Source organism: Micromonospora sp. NBC_01655 (assembly GCF_026339755.1).
Classification (GTDB): domain Bacteria; phylum Actinomycetota; class Actinomycetes; order Mycobacteriales; family Micromonosporaceae; genus Micromonospora.
This window is the reverse complement of the sequence record NZ_JAPEQF010000001.1, coordinates 4,783,475-4,799,393: the sequence shown is the minus strand read 5'-3', so window position 1 is coordinate 4,799,393 and position 15,919 is coordinate 4,783,475. Positions and strand designations below refer to the sequence as shown.

General features: G+C 74.8%; 15 protein-coding genes. 8 read left to right on the top strand and 7 right to left on the bottom strand.

The genetic code is table 11. From position 1 onward, the window contains the following. Positions 1-165 precede the first annotated feature (165 nt). Positions 166-879: a spermidine synthase gene (locus OOK41_RS21800; RefSeq protein ID WP_117667837.1), complete on the bottom strand. Its 714-nt coding sequence runs from the start codon at positions 877-879 to the stop codon at positions 166-168. A 168-nt stretch (positions 880-1,047) separates the two neighbouring features. Between OOK41_RS21800 and OOK41_RS21795 the strand changes: the two genes are divergently transcribed. Then, the gene (locus OOK41_RS21795) at positions 1,048-2,064 is read left to right on the top strand and encodes a zinc-binding dehydrogenase (protein ID WP_266266512.1); all 1,017 of its coding nucleotides are present in this window, start codon (positions 1,048-1,050) and stop codon (positions 2,062-2,064) included. A 50-nt stretch (positions 2,065-2,114) separates the two neighbouring features. Here OOK41_RS21795 and OOK41_RS21790 read toward each other — a convergent pair whose 3' ends face one another. Together OOK41_RS21790 and OOK41_RS21785 are read right to left on the bottom strand one after the other, a co-directional pair. After that, complete coding sequence (locus OOK41_RS21790) at positions 2,115-2,483, bottom strand: DUF4180 domain-containing protein (protein ID WP_117667836.1); 369 nt, start codon at positions 2,481-2,483, stop codon at positions 2,115-2,117. Further along, positions 2,476-2,934, bottom strand: a complete 459-nt coding sequence (locus tag OOK41_RS21785; RefSeq protein WP_117667835.1) for a helix-turn-helix domain-containing protein — start codon at positions 2,932-2,934, stop codon at positions 2,476-2,478. The genes OOK41_RS21790 and OOK41_RS21785 overlap by 8 nt, the downstream gene beginning before the upstream one ends. A 614-nt stretch (positions 2,935-3,548) precedes the next feature. Here OOK41_RS21785 and OOK41_RS21780 point away from each other — a divergent pair. Next, positions 3,549-4,433: a peptidoglycan DD-metalloendopeptidase family protein gene (locus tag OOK41_RS21780; protein ID WP_266266511.1), complete on the top strand. Its 885-nt coding sequence runs from the start codon at positions 3,549-3,551 to the stop codon at positions 4,431-4,433. On the opposite strand, the gene OOK41_RS21775 is transcribed toward OOK41_RS21780, so the two are convergent. The 3 genes from OOK41_RS21775 to OOK41_RS21765 are packed head-to-tail and all read right to left on the bottom strand — an operon-like array spanning position 4,411 to position 5,861. Then, positions 4,411-5,175, bottom strand: a complete 765-nt coding sequence (locus OOK41_RS21775) for a class I SAM-dependent methyltransferase (protein ID WP_266266510.1) — start codon at positions 5,173-5,175, stop codon at positions 4,411-4,413. The two genes, OOK41_RS21780 and OOK41_RS21775, sit on opposite strands and share 23 nt — an antisense overlap. A 51-nt stretch (positions 5,176-5,226) precedes the next feature. Beyond that, complete coding sequence (locus OOK41_RS21770) at positions 5,227-5,418, bottom strand: DUF397 domain-containing protein (RefSeq protein WP_266266509.1); 192 nt, start codon at positions 5,416-5,418, stop codon at positions 5,227-5,229. Beyond that, positions 5,409-5,861, bottom strand: coding sequence for a DUF5753 domain-containing protein (locus OOK41_RS21765; protein WP_266266508.1), 453 nt, complete (start codon positions 5,859-5,861; stop codon positions 5,409-5,411). The genes OOK41_RS21770 and OOK41_RS21765 overlap by 10 nt, the downstream gene beginning before the upstream one ends. Before the next feature lie 355 nt (positions 5,862-6,216). On the opposite strand from OOK41_RS21765, the gene OOK41_RS31945 reads away from it, so the two are divergent. The 5 genes from OOK41_RS31945 to OOK41_RS21735 all read left to right on the top strand — a co-directional run bounded on the left by OOK41_RS31945 (position 6,217) and on the right by OOK41_RS21735 (position 14,074). After that, positions 6,217-8,985 (top strand): AAA family ATPase, encoded by a 2,769-nt coding sequence (locus OOK41_RS31945; RefSeq protein ID WP_323136205.1) that lies wholly within the window; start codon positions 6,217-6,219, stop codon positions 8,983-8,985. 46 nt (positions 8,986-9,031) lie between these two features. Then, entirely contained in the window at positions 9,032-9,553 is a 522-nt protein-coding gene (locus tag OOK41_RS21750) for a hypothetical protein (RefSeq protein WP_266266507.1), read from the top strand. Positions 9,554-9,584: 31 nt separating this feature from the next. Continuing rightward, a complete protein-coding gene (locus tag OOK41_RS21745) occupies positions 9,585-10,190 on the top strand; it encodes a hypothetical protein (RefSeq protein ID WP_266266506.1) in 606 nt (201 codons plus the stop codon). 17 nt (positions 10,191-10,207) lie between these two features. Then, positions 10,208-11,593 (top strand): hypothetical protein, encoded by a 1,386-nt coding sequence (locus OOK41_RS21740; RefSeq protein ID WP_266266505.1) that lies wholly within the window; start codon positions 10,208-10,210, stop codon positions 11,591-11,593. Positions 11,594-11,731: 138 nt separating this feature from the next. Continuing rightward, positions 11,732-14,074: a flippase-like domain-containing protein gene (locus OOK41_RS21735; protein WP_266266504.1), complete on the top strand. Its 2,343-nt coding sequence runs from the start codon at positions 11,732-11,734 to the stop codon at positions 14,072-14,074. A gap of 37 nt (positions 14,075-14,111) precedes the next feature. Here OOK41_RS21735 and OOK41_RS21730 read toward each other — a convergent pair whose 3' ends face one another. Continuing rightward, positions 14,112-14,381, bottom strand: a complete 270-nt coding sequence (locus OOK41_RS21730) for a metal-sensitive transcriptional regulator (RefSeq protein WP_117667870.1) — start codon at positions 14,379-14,381, stop codon at positions 14,112-14,114. 141 nt (positions 14,382-14,522) lie between these two features. Here OOK41_RS21730 and eccB point away from each other — a divergent pair, with 141 nt between their 5' ends. Continuing rightward, a complete protein-coding gene (eccB, locus tag OOK41_RS21725) occupies positions 14,523-15,896 on the top strand; it encodes a type VII secretion protein EccB (RefSeq protein ID WP_266266503.1) in 1,374 nt (457 codons plus the stop codon). Positions 15,897-15,919: the final 23 nt, after the last annotated feature.

The window sequence follows — 15,919 nt, the reverse complement described above, 5'->3', positions numbered from 1 at the left end:
AAGGTGGGCGCCGGGGCCGTCGCCCGCCTCTCGGCCCGACCCTGCGGGTCGGTGGCCTGCGGGTCGCCGGATGGCCGCCCGTGGGCGGCCCCGGACGCCTTTCCCGGTCCGGCCGGCACCATGCCTGCCGCGTCCAGTTCCGCCGGTGTCGGTTGGGCTGGTCGGCTACCGGCGGGCGACGTAGACGGTGTTGGCGGACTCCCGGCCCTGCAACGGGTTGGGAAAACGGACGACGTGGGCCAGCGAGGTCGGGAACACCCCGGTGAGCACTCGCTGGAAGTCGGTGTCCGGCGGGTCGTTGGACCACAGCGCGAAGACCCCGTCCGGGTGCAGCAGGTCGGCGAGCCGGCGCAGGCCGTCGGCCGTGTAGAACGGGGCGTGACTCGGGTGCAGCACGTGCCGGGGGGAGTGGTCCACGTCCAGCAGGATCGCGTGGAACCGTCGGCCGGTCTCGTCCGGGTCGAAGCCCGCTCCGTCGGCCACCGCCGCGAAGAAGTCCGCCCGGACGAACCGGGTGCGCGGGTCGTCGGCCAGCCCCGACGCGAACGGCAGCAGGCCCCGCCGGTGCCAGTCGATGACGTCCTCGATCGCCTCCACCACCACCAGGGAGCGGACCCGGGAGTCTTCCAGGGCGGTGCGGGCCGTGTAGCCGAGGCCCAGGCCGCCGACCACGACGTCGAGGGCCTCGCCGGCCAGCGGCGCCAGCCCCAGCCGGGCCAGCTCGATCTCCGCCACCGGGAACAGGCTGGACATCAGGAACTCGTCGTCCAGCTTGACCTCGTACACCTCGCGGTCCAGCGCGGGGTCGTGCCGCCGGCGCAGGCTGATCTCGCCGATCGGGGTCTCCCGCCAGGCCAGTTCCTCGAATCGCACGCCCACGCGGTGTCCTCACTTCGGCCGGGGTCCGAGCGGATGCTACCGCCCGCGCCGGGCGGGCCGTCGCAGCAAACCGCCATCCGGTACGCCCGCGGCGCATCCTCCGATCCGTCCCGGGTAACCCTCGCGGGAGGCGATCATGCCGGCGCGATCGGTGGAAGGGTGGTGTTGGTGGTGGCGGACATGCTGGCCGGACGGCTGCACGTGGCGGACCGGAGGCTGCGGATGGAGACCGTGCCGGTCCCCGAGCCGGACCGGGGACAGGTGCGGATCAGGGTCGAGGCGGCCGGGGTGTGCCTGTCCGACGTGCACCTGATCGACGGCACCCTCACCCCGCTCTACCTGCCCGACGACGTGGTGACCCTCGGTCACGAGGTGGCGGGGGTCGTCGACGCCCTCGGTGACGACGTCGACGGTTGGGAGCCGGGGCAGCGGGTGCTGCTCCAGGCGGGGGAGCGGGACCGCGTGGGCACCGTCTTCACCCGTGGTGTCGACTACGACGGCGGCTGGGCCGAGTACGCCGTGGCCCGTCAGGACACCATCGTGCCGATCCCCGACGACCTGCCCTTCGAGCAGGCGTGCATCATCCCCGACGCGGTCTCCACCCCGTGGGCGGCGGTCACCGATACCGGCCGGACCCGCCCCGGCGAGGCGGCCGGCGTGTGGGGCGTCGGCGGCCTCGGCGCGCACGCCGTGCAGTTGCTGCGGCTGGTCGGGGCCGCTCCGGTCATCGCGGTGGAACCTCTCGCGGCGGCCCGCGAGCGGGCGCTGGCCCTCGGCGCGGACGCCGCCCTCGACCCGGGTGACGCCGCGTTCCGGGACGCCGTCCTTGAGCTGACCGGCGGGCGTGGCCTGGACGTCGCCTTCGACTTCGCCGGGGTCACGCCGGTACGGGAGCAGGCGCTCACCGTCCTGACCCGGCGGGGTCGGCTGGTGCTCGCCGGCATCGCCAACAAACCGGTCACCATCGCCTCGGACAGCACCTTCAACTACCTCCAGCAGGCGCTGCTCGGGCACTACGGCTCGGAGGCCGAGCACGTCGAGCAGCTCGTCGCCCTGGCGGGGCAGGGCCGGCTGAACCTGGCCGCCTCGATCAGCGACGTGCTGCCGCTGGCCGAGGCGGAGCAGGCGGTGGCGCGGGTGCAGTCCAAGCAGGGCAACCCGATCCGCCTGATCCTGAACCCCTGACCACCCCGCCCACCCGCTCCGCGTGCGCGAAGGGGCGGGGTGGGTGGGGGTCAGGTTGGGGTGGTGAGCCGGGATTCGAGGGCGTCGAGGTCGGGCAGGAACCACACGTGCTCGGCCCGGTTCGACTCGTGGACCAGGGCGCGCAGGGCGGAGCTGGCCGCCAGGTGCCGCGAGATGTCGCCGAGGACGGCCAGGCGTAGCCGGTAGTTGACGAACTTCTGCATGACCTCGCCCGCGAACCGGGTGCCCAGGGAGAAGAAGTCCTCGTTGAGCCGGCTCGCGGGCACGGCCACCACCTGGGCGCCGAGGAAGGCCGCGCCGATCAGGTCCAGCGCGTCCTGCACGGTCGCCACCGGCGGGCCGGCCGGGTCGCAGACCAGCACGGTCACCCCGGCCAGCTCCCGTACCTCGTCAGGCATGCTCGACCGCCCCGGCGAACAGGCCGTTGTCGCCGTCGAGCACGGCGTCGACCAGGCGCAGCAGGTCGGCGGTGGCGCCGGCGGCGCCCAGGATCACGATCTTCATCCGGTCTCGTTCCTCGTCGTAAACGGTCTGGACGCGTAGCGGGCGCGCGGGGTCGTGGTTGGTGTTCGCTGCGGCCAGGACGAGCGTGCCCAGCCGGTCGGCCGCCGCCCGGTCGACGCCGTCGACCTGCACGATGCTGGACACCTCCACCGACGCGCCGCCGGCTCGGGCCGCCGCCGGCCGGGACCGCCCGGTCAGCGCGTCGAGATCGGCGCGGGCGATCCGGTACTGCTTGCCGATCCGCACCGCCGCGAGCCGGCCCGAGCGGATGTAGCCGCGCACCGTGCGCACGTGCAGGCCGAGCAGCTCGGCCACCTGCTCGACCGAGTAGATTTCTTCCTTCATCGTGCCCAATCATAGGCATGTCAGGGAACGATAGGGAGGGTTGGGGGCACGTTTTCATCACCCGGTCCGATCCGCTCCCGGCCTCGGCGGCCGCCCAGGGTCGGCTCTCCGGGGTGGCTGCCGTCGTTGGCGCGTCCCGGCGAGCGTCGCTGGTCGAAGTCGCCGGCGGAGCACCGATTCAACCCTTATCTCTTGCATTGATGCACATCGCATTGTGGGCTATTCTCGGCTCGCCAATGATCCAGGGTGATTGCGAAGTCGGGCGGGAGCGCTTTGATCAGGGAGTCCGGGGGGTTCCTGGCGTGGGGCGTCGCTCCACCGCAGGTATGCCTACCGGCTCCTTTGGAGCTGAGTCGAACACGACATCACCCACGCCCGTCGCGATCGGCGACCGCAGGCGGACGGCCCGACGGGGTGGTGGGTGACGCGACGGCAGTGGCCCGACCGGCGGTGATGACGTGGACGACTCAGCTCCATAGGCGGCGTACCACGGCATCGAGCCGCCGCGCCCACGGCTCCGTCCGGGCCACGGTCCCCGGCCGACCGGGGACCGCACCCGCGACAACGCAATGACCCTGGTCAATGATCACCTGCGACCGCACGGAGGAACGATTATGGACCCTGAATTCCCGTCCGGCTGCTGCGGCGGTGAAGAGGACCGGACGCCGGTCGGGCTCAGCCGCCGTACGCTGCTGCGCGGCACCGCCCTGACCACCGGCGCCCTCGCCGTCGGCGGTGTCGTCGGCCTGCCCGGAATCGCCCACGCCGCGCCGGCGATCTACAACCCGTTCACCGGTTACCCGATCACCGGAACCTGGCAGGACCACCTCAACAGCGGCTCGCTCGGCGGCATCGACTTCGGGATGGGGGTCGGCACCAACCTGCCGGCCTGCGGCGCCGGCACGATCCAGAACATCCCGAACAACGGTACGGGCGGGCACACCGTCACGATCTACCACGCGGACGGATACCGCAGCCAGTACATGCACCTGTCGCAGTTCCTGCTGGGCAACGGTGCCGCGGTCGGCGCCGGTACGATCGTGGGACGCTCGGGTGGTGCTGTCGGCGCCCCCGGCTCCGGCAGCTCCACCGGCCCGCACCTGCACTGGCACATGATCAACCCGAGCGGGGTACGCATCAACCCGCTGACCTACATCGGCCAGAACCCCGGCGGCGGCCTGCCCAAGACGTCGACCGAGCAGGACGGCATCCCGGGCCCCATCTTCTACAAGCGAATGCAGAACTGGCTGCGGATCACCTCGGGCTACATCGGCCCGATCGACGGCGTACCCGGCGTGAACACCTACGCGGCACTGCAACGGGCCATGCGCGGCTACGGCTACACCGGCCCGATCGACGGCGTACCCGGAACCAACACCTGGAAGGCCGTCCAGCGACTCGCCGCCGGCTGGGGCTACACCGGCCCGATCGACGGAGCGATGGGACCGAACTCCTGGCGGGGCTTCGCCCGGTTCCTCAACCAGAGCCAGTGGGACTGACCCGCGACGCCGGCTTCTCCCAGATCGAGACGTGCCCGGTGCTCTCGTGGGTGAAGGGCTCCCCGGCCCAGCCCGCCCAGCGGTCGCGCAGGCGTAGCCCGGCGAGCTGGGCCATCAGGTCCAGTTCGGCGGGCCACACGTACCGGAAGGGGATCGAGCGGAACTCGCCGCGCCCGTCGACCACCTTGACGTAGTTCGAGCTGGTCGCCTGGGTCGCGGTGTCGTAGACGTCGTACGCCCACCGGGTCGGGCCGGTGTGCCACAGCACGACGTTCTCGCCGGGCGGGAGTTTGCGCAGCAGCGGCACCTCCACCTCGACGACGAAGCAGCCGCCCGGCGCGAGGTGCGCCGCGACGGTGCGGAAGCAGGCCACCTGCTCCGCCTGGCTGGTCAGGTTCATGATCGTGTTGTAGACCAGGTAGGCGAGCGAGAACGTCCCGGCCACCCTGGTCGTGGCGAAGTCGCCGATCGTCACGCCGATCGCGTCGCCGCCGGGCTTGGCGCGCAGCCGGGCCACCATCGCCCGGGACAGGTCGACGCCGTGCACCGGCACCCCGCGACCGGCCAGCGGCAGCGCGATCCGTCCCGTCCCGACACCCAGCTCCAGGGCCCGGCCGCCGCCGGCCAGCTCCGCCAGCACGTCCACCGTGGCGGCCACCACGCCCGGGTCGAACCGCTCGTCCGCCGGGTCGTCGTACCTCGCCGCCACCCGCTCCCCGAAGTACCCGTCCCCGTCGTCCATCGGCGGACCGTACCGCGACCGTCTCCCGGGACGCCGGGAATTACCGGCGGGTCAGCTCCGGCCGGCGACCCGGGCGACGAAGGTGCGCCACGCCGCCGGGGGGAAGGTGAGGGCCGGGCCGGTCGGGTCCTTGCTGTCGCGTACGCCGACGACGCCCGGGAGGTTGTCGGCCACCTCGACGCAGGCGCCGCCGTTGCCGCTGCTGCGGCTGCTCTTGCGCCACCGCGCGCCGGTCAGGTCCATGTCTGCGCCACCTCCGTGATCAGGTCCACCGATTGCCAGTGGGACAGCGCCTCGCCGCGCACGTTCTCCCACGCCCCCAGTATCGCCGCGATGTCGTCCGGGTCGCTGACCACCTGTCCCTGGAGCTGGTTGTCCAGGTAGCCGGCGAGCCGGTGGTCCACGCTGGCCGCGATGACGAACGGCCCGTTCAGGCCGGCGTACGCGCCCACCCGGGACGGCACGACGTGCACCCGCACGTGCGGCTGCCCGCACGCCGCGACCAGGGCGTGCAACTGACCGCGCATGGTCTCCGGGCCGCCGACCGGCCGGCGCAGCACCGCCTCGTCGACGACGGCGGTGAACTGCGGCGGGTCGTCGCGGCGCAGGATGTCCTGGCGGGCCAGCCGGGTGGCCAGGTGGAGGCAGTAGGCCCGGCGGTCGCGCCCGTCGGCCGCCCCGCGCACCCGGCGCGGGGCGGCCCCCAGCGGAGTCGAAAGGGGAGAGCCATGCCGCACAGGTCAAGCCGGCACCGGTCGCGCCGTGGATCGCGCTGCGGATGCGTACGCTGCCGTGAGTACCGGGCCAGGAAGCCACCGCCGCCGCAGCCGCCGCCCGCCCCGGGCGTGCTGCACACCCGCTTCCTCGGCTGGCTGTCCCCCCGGCAACGCCCGGACGAACCAGCTCCACCGCAGCGGCGAACCCGTCCGGAATGAACCGGGACACGGCGCGCGGGCGGGACGCCGACCTCGTCCGCCGGGCCTGGGCCGGTCAGCCGTAGGCGGGATTCCCACCGTTCGCGGCGGGTGCCAGACTTCCTCCATGCGGCACGGCGTCGTCGGGCGGGACGAGGTGTTCGACCAGGCCTGGCGGCTGCTGGGCCGCCCCGGACCGGTGCTGCTGGAAGGGCCCGCCGGCATCGGCAAGACCGAACTGTGGCGCGCGCTGGTCGCCGAGGCGGCACGCGCCGGCTGGCTGGTGCTGAGCTGCGCGCCCACCGAGGCCGAGACCGAGCTGCCGTACGCCGCCCTGGCCGACCTGCTGGGCCCGCTCGCCGACCGGGTGGCCGAGCTGCCCCGGCCGCAGCGGGTCGCGGCCGAGGTGGTGCTGCTGTCCGGCGACGCCGACGAGACGGTCGACGTACGGGTGGTCGGGGCGGCCACCCGGTCGCTGCTGGAGGCCGCGACGGCGGCGAACACCCACCCGGCGGTGCTCGTCGCGGTGGACGACGCGCCCTGGCTGGACCGGCCCAGTGAACGCGCGTTGCGGTTCGCGCTGCGCCGGGTGACCGGCCTGGCCACCCTGGCGAGCCGCCGGCCCGGCGGGACCGCCCCCGGGGAGGTGCCGCTCGGGCTCGACGAGGGCCGCGACGGTGGTCGGCTCGGCCGGGTCGAGGTGCCTCCGCTCGACGTCGGCGCGCTGCACCACGTCCTGCGGGAGCGGCTCGGCGTCACGCTCAGCCGGCCGATGCTCGTCCGGGTAGCCCGGGAGGCCGAGGGCAACCCGCTGCTGGCCATCGAGGTGGTGCGCGCCCTGCAACGCCTGCCGCGCCAGCCCTCGCCCGGTGAGGACCTGCCGGTGGCGGCGTCCATGCACCACCTGCTCGCGGACGTCCTCGCCGGGCTGCCGTCGGAGAGCCGCGCCGCGGTGCGGCTGGCCGCGCTGCTGACCGTGCCCGCCGTCGTCGACCTGGCGGCGGCGGGGGTGTCCACCGCCGCGCTGGACGCGCCCGAGGAGGCCGGGCTGCTCGTCGTGACGCCGACCGGGGTGCGGTTCACCCACCCGGTGTACGCGGCGGCGGTCCGGGCCGGCATCCCGCCCGGGGTCCGTCGCCGGCTGCACCGGCAGCTCGCCGGCCTGGTCACCGACCAGGACGAGCGGGCGCGGCACCTCGGGCTCTGCACGACCGATCCCGACCCGACCGTCGCGGAGACCCTTACCGCCGCGGCCGGCCGGTGGCACAGCCGGGGCGCGCCCGACTTCGCCGCCCAGCTCTACGAGCGCGCCGCCCAGCTCACCCCGGCCGACGACCGGGACTGGCTGGGCCACCGGCGGCTGGCGGCGGCCCGCTGCCGGTTCGACAGCGGGGACTTCCCGGCGGCCCGCACCGCCGCCGACGCGGTCGCGGCCGAGTTCACCGATGACGTACGGGCGGAGTCGCTGCTGCTGCGCGCCGTGGTGGCCTGGTGCGGCGGTGAGGCCGGCCGGGTGGCGGTGGACAACGGCACCCGGGCGCTGGCGGCGGCCCGGCCCGGCTCGGCCCTGGCCGGCCGCATCCACGCCCACCTCGCCGTCTTCGACGACCGCCCGGAGCAGGGCCGGGCGCACGCCGAGGCCGCCGCCGTGCTGCTGGACGGGCGCGACGACGACCACGAACTGCTCGCCGCCGCCCTGGTCCTGCTCTTCTTCCAGGAGGTACGGCTGGGCCGGGCGCCGCGCACCGACCTGCTGGACCGTGCCCTGCGCCTGGAGGGCGACGAACCGGCCTGGCTGGCGGGCACGGTGCCCGCCATCTGGTGGAAGGCGATCGACGACGCGGAGCGGGCCCGGCGGCGGCTGCACCGGATGCTCGGCCGCGCCGAGGCCCGGGGCGACGAGCCGCTGCAACACGAGCTGCTCTCCCACCTGGGAGAGGCCGAGCTGCTGGCCGGCCGCTGGGCCGAGGCCGAGCGGCACATCACCGCGGCCCGGGAGCTCGGTGACCAGCTCGGCACCGGCCTGGTCGGCGAGACCTGGCTGGCCGGACTGCTCGACGCGCACCGGGGCCGGCTGGCCGAGGCGGCCCGGGTGGCCGAGTCCGGCCTGCGGCTCGCCGACGAACTGGACGACGACTGGTGCCGGCGGATCCACCAGCAGCTTGCCGGGTTCGTGGCCCTAAGCGCCGGCCGGATGGTGGAGGCCGCCGCCGCGTACTCCAGCCTGGCCGCGACGATCGACGGGACCGGCCTGGTGGAGCCGCTCGCCATGCGGTTCGAGCCGGACTGGATCGAGGCGTGCGTCGGAGCGGGGGATCTCGACCGGGCGGCGGCCGTGCTGGACCGGTTGACGGCCCGGCACCACCGGTTGCCGCGGCCCTGGACGACCCTGGGCTCCGCCCGGGCCCGGGCGCTGCTGGACAGCGCCACCGGCGTCGACCCCGGCGACGCGCTCGACGCGCTGGCGGCGGCGCGGGACGCCGTGCCACCGGCGGTGCTGCCGCTGGACCGCGCCCGCTGCCTGCTCGTCGCCGGGATCGTGCACCGCCGGTCCCGCCGCAAGCTGCCGGCCCGGCAGGCGTTGGAGGCGGCGGTCGGGGAGTTCACCGCGATCGGCGCGGCGGCGTTCGCGGACCGGGCCCGGGCGGAACTGGCCCGCGTCGGTGGCCGCCCGCCGACGCCCCGGCACCTCACCGCCACCGAGGAACGGGTGGCCCGGCTCGCGGCGCGCGGGCGGACCAACCGGGCCATCGCCGACGAGCTGTTCGTCAGCCCGAAGACCGTCGAGGCGAACCTCGCCCGGATCTACCGCAAGCTCGGCATCACCACCCGAGCCGAACTGGGCGCCGCCATGACCAGGGGCGACGCGCCGACCATGGGCGACGTCGGCGGATAGGGAAACACCCGATTCCTCGCCGCCCGCGGCGGCCTAACCTCGGCCCATGACCGTGCGCCGTCTGCTCGTACCCGTGTTGTGCTCGTTCCTGTTTCTCCCGCTCGTCGGGTGCGGCGCCGAGGACACCGGCGGCACCGACCCGGCCACCGGGGCGGGCGTGGAGGTGGACGCCGGCGGGGACGTGGCGGACGCGCCCGCGCCCCCGTGCCCGTTCACCGCGACCCGGGTGTCCGAGATCGTCGGCCAAGCCATGGTCGACCAGGGCAACTGCTCGTTCGGGGACGGCAAGGGCGTCGCCCAGCTCACCGTCACCACCGCCTCCCGGCTGGCCGGCGGCAGCACCTACGACTACCAGCGGAACCAGGCCACGAAGGTGTACCGCGAGGTGACGGACGTCGACAAGGGGGAGAAGGCGTACCTGGCGGTCAAGGACATCGAGGCCGAGGCCGTCGTGGTCAGCGGCGCCGGCAGCTACACCGTGATCCTGAGCAGCTTCGAACGGCTCGGCGCCAGCCCCGACGGGTACGAGCGGACGCTGCGCGAACTGCTCGACGCCCTCCCGCTGTGACGCCGGTCCAGGACAGGAAAGTGAACCCACGATGACGTATCCCGCAACCTCTCGGCGGCGCACCGGCCCCGGCCGCGCCGTCGCCGTCGCCGTCGCCGGGCTGACGGTCACCGCGCTCGCCGGCTGCGGCATGGTCGGCGTCGGCGGAGCCGGCGACGGCGGGGCCGCCCCGGCGGCGGGCGGCGGCCCGGGCCTGGCGGCCACCCCGCCGCCGGGCGGCGACCCGCTGCCCACCGCCACCTCGCAGGCGCCGGAGGAACCGCCGGCAGCGCCCCCGGTCGACGCCTGCGACCTGGTGTCCAAGCGGGAGGCCGAGAAGCTGGCCGGCACCCCGCTCGACGACCCGGTGGCGATCCGGGAGACCTGCACCTACACCGGACCGGTCACCGGCCCCACCGCCCAGGTGGAGGTGTTCGTCGGCGACGGCGCGAAGAAGTTCCTCGACATCGAACGCGAACTCGGGCACGAGTTCACCCCGATCGCCGGCGCGGGCGACGAGGCGTACGCGGAGGACGGCACGGTCTTCGTCAACAAGGGCGGGGTGTGGGTCTCCATCCGGCTGGTCCGCACCGACGACCCGGCGAGGTACCACAAGCCCCTGGCGGACCTGGCCCGTACGGTCGCCGGCCGGCTCTGAGCTGCGAGGGAGTCAACATGCCGGCATCCGGGACCCGGCGTGGCCGCGCGACGGCGGCGCTGCTCGCGGCGGTCCTGCTGCTGCCCGCGGCCTGCGGTCGGTCGGGACCGGGCCCCACGCCACCCGGCCCACCCGCCACCGGCGACCAGCGGTACGGGGCGGCGCCGGCCCGCGATCCGCAGGTGACCTACCAGCCCGACGTGGTGTTCGTGGGCGGTGGCGGCGGGTCGGTGCGGGGCCTGTCCGACGACGCGCTCACCTGGCGCATCGATCCCGCCGCCAGCGGCGCCGACCAGCTCGCCCGGGGCCGGGTCATGTTCCTCACCGGGCGGGCGGTCGGGCGGGTGCTGGACGTTCGCCGCGCCGGGGACGACCTGGCGGTGACCCTCGGGCCGGTGGACATCACCGAGGTGATCCGCGACGGCACCTTCGCCGGCGACCGCCCGGTCTCCCTCGACTCCCCGACCCGGTACGACGCGGGCACGCCGTTCTGGGCCGAGTACGACGCCGAGTCGGGCGCGGGCGGCGGCGGGCGCATGATGCCCGTGGTGGCCCGGCGGCGGGCCGCCGGGTTCGCGGTCACCCCGGTCTGCTGCGCCGACGGCGTCGGCGCGCGGTTCAGCTACGACGGCGGCGGGATCCGCGTCGCAGGCACGGTGACCCTGCTGATGAAGAGCCCGTCGGCCCGGTTCCACCTGGAGATCCGGGGCGGTGCGGTACGTCGGGCGGAACTTCGGATCGCGGGCATGGCCGGGCTGCGGATCGAGATCGCGGGCGCCACCGACGCGGGGCGCAACATCAACAAGCGGATCCCGATCCCGCTGGACTTCAGCGTGCCGGTCGGTGAGATCCTCGGCGTGCCGTTCTCCGTCACCGCCAACCAACTCGTCGGGGTGCAGACGGCGTTCAGCTCCAGGGACGGCAACATCAAGGCGGCCGGCGAGTGGTCGCTGGGCGGCGACCTCGGGTTCGGCTACGCCGACGGCGCGTTCGGCGTCACGAAACCCTGGAACCTCACCGTCCGCAACAGCATCACCGACTCGATCTACGGCCCGTCGGTCGGGGTCAGCGGGATCATCGTCCACTACCAGGCGGCGTTCCGGGTCGGCCTGGGCATCCTCGGCTTCACCTCCGGGCTGTACGCCACGGTCACCGCCACGGCGGGACTGACCGTCGGCTCCGCCCTGGGCGCGCCGATCGAGCTGTGCCGCAGCACCCAGCTCGGGCTGTGGCTGGACTACGGCGTCGGCTACCGCATCCCCGCCGGCCTGGTGAAGGTGATCAACGCCTTCCTGGACCTGGTCAACGCCGGACCGATCGAGGAGAAGGCGGGCATCGGCCGGGTGGACAACGTCTTCAACAAGCTGGACGTCCAACCGGACGTGAGGATCTGTCGCGGCTGACGGCCCCCGCGCACGCCGTACGCCGCCCGGCCCGGCGGCGTGGGGAAACGGCCGTGCCGGAGCCCACCCGGGCCGTAGGGTCGATCCACAGGCCCGGAGCCGGCTCCGGGGAGCGACCGTCGGAGTCGAGGACTGGTGATGGCCCGGACGCACCGCCCGTCACCGGCGCTGCTGGTCAGCCTGGTCACCTCGACCGGCCTGCTGGTCGCGGTGAGCCTGGCGGTGCGCCACCACCCGGTCGCCCGCTGGGAGCGGGACCTGTTCACCCTGCTCAACCGACTGCCGGCCGGGCTGACTCCCGGGCTGGTCGTGGTCATGCAGCTCGGGTCGTACGTGGCCGTCTTCGTCGTCGCCGCCGTGGCCGCGCTCATGCGGCGCCTCGCGGTCGCCCGCGACCTGCTCCTGGCCGGCAACCTGGCGTACTGGCTCGCGGTGCTGGGCAAGGCCGCGGTGGCCCGGGAGCGACCCACGGCGCTGCTGGCCGACGTACGGACGCACGACACGATCACCGGAGCGTTCGGCTACCCGTCCGGGCACGTCGCGGTCGCCTCCGCCCTGTGCCTCGTCACCGCCCGCGCCGTCGACCCGCGCTGGCACCGACCGCTGTGGGCGGTGATCGTCCTGGTCGCCCTGGCCCGCGTGCACGTCGGGGCGCACCTGCCCGCCGACTCGGTCGGCGGGTTCCTGGTCGGCTGGCTGGCGGTGTGCCTGACCCGCCTGATCGTCGGCGAGGTCGGCCCGGAGCGGTCCACCTCGCGGCTGCGCCGGGTGCTCGCGCGGCGCGGGATCGACGCCGTGCGGCTGGAACCGATCACCGGGGACGCCCGTGGCTCACGGCCCTGGCGGGTGGACACCGCCGACGGCCGCCGGATGTTCGTGAAGGTGACCGGTGGTGAACAGCGCGACGCCGACTGGGCGTACAAGTTCTACCGGCGACTGCGCTACCGGCATGTGGCGGACGAACCACCATATGCCACTGCGAAGCAGAAGAACGAGCACGAAACCTACCTGGTCCTGCTGGCGCAGCGGGCCGGGGCGCGCGTGCCCGCAGTCGTCACCACCGCCACCACCGAGGGCGGTGACGCCCTGCTGGTGCAGGAGTTCGCCGACGCCCCCGCGCTGGACTCGGCGATCGGACCGCTGCCGCTCGCCGCGGTGGCCGACGTCTGCCGACAGGTGGCGCTGCTGCACCGCGCCGGGATCGCGCACCGCGACCTGCGCGCGGCCAACATCCTCGTCCGCGGCCGGACCGTGTACCTCGTCGACTTCGGCTTCGGCGCCGACAACGCCTCGACCGACCAGCAGTCCCGGGACGTCGTCGAGCTGCTGGTCACCCTCGCCAGCCGGGTCACCCCACGGGCCGCGGTCGACGCGGCCGTCGTCCAGTTCGGCGGCGGGCCCGTCGCCGACAGCCTGCCGTACCTACAGAAACCGGTGCTCTCCCGGGCGGGACGGAGCACGCTACGCCGGTTCCCCGAACTGCTGGACCAGGTACGCGACGAGATCCTGCGGCACTACCCGGCCCGCGACGACCGGCTGGCCCGTGTCGTGCGGGTCAGCCCCCGCGGCATCGGGCTGCTGCTCATCCTCGGCCTGCTCGTACACCTCCTCCTTCCCCAGGTCGGGCAGGTGCGCACCGCCCTGCACCTGATGGCCCACGCGAACCCGGCGGCCGTCGCCGCGACCCTGCTCGCCTCCGGGGCCACCTATGTGCTCAGCGCGGTCGTGCTGCGTCTTGCCGCCGCCGACCGGATTCCGCTGGGGGAGGCGACCGTCGTGCAGGTCGCCGCGTCCTTCGCCAACCGGCTGGCCCCGGGCAGCGTCGGCGGTGCCGCCCTGAGCCTGCGCTACCTGCACCAGAAGGCGATCCCCACGGCAGAGGCGGCCACCGCCGTCGCCGTGTCCCGGGTCGCGGGCGTCGGCTCCGTCGTGCTGCTGCTGCCCGTGCTGCTGCCCTTCGCCCGCGAGCCCGCCCGCACCCTGACCCACGAGGCCAGCGCCAGGGCGCTGCCCATCCTGCTGACCGTCGTGGCGGTGCTGCTGGCCGCGGCGGCGGCCCTCGCCATCCCCCGGCTGCGCCGGCAGGGACGCGCCGCGGTCGGTCAGGTGCTGTCGGCCCTGCGCGCCCTGACCCGCCAGCACCGGCTGGTCCGGCTGGTCGTGTCCTCGCTCGCCCTCACCCTCTGCTACGGCGCCAGCCTCTACCTCGCGGTGCTCGCCGTCGGCCAGCCGGTCGACTTCACGCTGCTGCCCCCGGTGATCCTGGTGTGCGTCGTCGGCGAGGGCGTCGCCTCCGCCGCCCCCACGCCCGGTGGGCTCGGGGCGACCGAGGCGGCGCTCGTGTCCGGGCTGCTGCTCTACGGGCTGACCGCGGAGACGGCGGTCGCGGCGGTCCTGATCTATCGGCTCGCGACGTTCTGGCTGCCCGCCGTCCCCGGATTCGTGGCCCTACGGGTGCTCGTCCACCGGCGGCTGGTGTGACCGCAGGAGACCCGCGCCCGGCTCGGGCCGCCGCCGGTCAGGACAGGGCCAGGAAGAGCTTCTCCAGCTCCTCCTCGGTCATCTCCGGCTCCTCGCCGCGGTCCCGGGCGGCGGTGCAGTGCCGCATCCCGGAGGCGATCAGCTTGTAGCCGGCCCGGTCGAGGGCCTTGGAGACGGCGGCGAGCTGGGTCAGGGTGGCCCGGCAGTCCTCCCCCGACTCGATCATCTCGATCACGGCGTTGAGCTGACCCCGGGCCCGCTTCAGGCGGGTCAGGGCGTCGGACGTCATCTCCGGTCGCAGCCTCACCACGTCACCTCCACGTCGAAGGTACCCCGGGGGGTAATCCGCCGGCCACCGGGCCGGCCCCTGCGGCCGGCGACGGAGGGTCTTCGAGGGATCGACGCAGCGTTTATCCTGTGCCCCGACCGACCCGTCGGAGGGGACCGCATGCCGTCGCGGCAGGACCAGCTTCACTCGTACCAGTTCACCGTCCAGCGGGCGGTGGCCGCCCTGGTGATGCGGGAGACGGACCCGGCGCGGTCCCCGTTCCGGCGGCTGGCCGGGGCCGGGCTGGCCAGCGTGCTGGTGGCCGCGATCACCCTGGGCGGCTTCGCCCTGTACGGCCTGTTCACCGGCGGCGGCACCAGGTGGCGCGACCCCGGCGCGGTGATCGTGGAGAAGGAGTCCGGCGCCCGGTTCGTCTACCGGGACCGCAAGCTGCACCCGGTGCTCAACTACGCCTCGGCGCTGCTGATCATCGGCGCCGAGCGCCCGCAGACCGTGTTGGTCTCCCGCCGCTCGATCGAGGGGGTGCCGCGCGGCCTGCCGCTGGGCATCCCCGACGCCCCCGACTCGCTGCCCGACCGGGCCCGGCTGTCGACCGCGCCCTGGACGGTCTGCTCGGTCGCCACCACCGAGGCCGAGCGGACCGCCCCCCGATCGGCGGTGCTGATCGGGGTGGCCGCCACCGGCGGCCGGGCGCCGGGCGACGACGCGGTCCTGCTCCGGCACCCGGACGGCGGCCTGCACCTGGTCTGGCACGCCCGCCGGTACCTGCTGCGCGACACCGCCCGGTCGCTCGCCGCGCTCGCCGCCACCCGGCAGCGCGCCGTGCCGGCCGCACCCGCCCTGATCGACAGCTTCCCGGCCGGGGCCGACCTCGCCCCGCCGGACCTGCCCGGCCTCGGGCGGCCCTCGGCCGGGGTGCCCGGCGCAGTGGTCGGCGGCGTCTTCCTGATCCGCAACTCCGGCGGCGGGCGGCAGTACGCCGTCGCCCTCGCCGATGGCCTCGCCGGCATCACCGAGTTGCAGGCCAGCCTGCTGCTCGCCCGCACCGGCCAGGGCGAGCCGGCGGCGTTGACCCTCGGCCGGTTCGCCGCGCTGCCCAAGCAGCCCGACCTCGTGCCGACCGGGCCGGCCGCCCCGCCCACCAGCCCGCCCCGGCTGGCCGCCCCGGACGGCGGGGCACTCTGCGTCGGGGTGGCAGCCGACGGGGAGGTGCGCGACCTGCGGCTCGGCGCGGCCGTGCCCGACCTGAGCGGCAGCCCGCGTACCACGGGCGCGGCGGTCGCCGACCACGTGGTGGTCGAGCCCGGGCACGGCGCTGTCGTGGAGTCGGCCGCCGCGCCGGGGGCCACCGGCGGCGCGGTGTCCGTCGTCACCGACCTCGGCCGGCGGTACGTGCTGGCCGACGCTGAGGTGCTCGGCATGCTCGGCTACCGGGACGTGACGCCCGTCCGGTTGCCGGCCGGCGTGGTGAGCCGGGTGCCCGCCGGCAGCCCGCTCGACCCGGCCGCCGCCCGCGCCGTCGCCGCCGGGTGAGGGCGAGCCACCCGTCGGCGCCT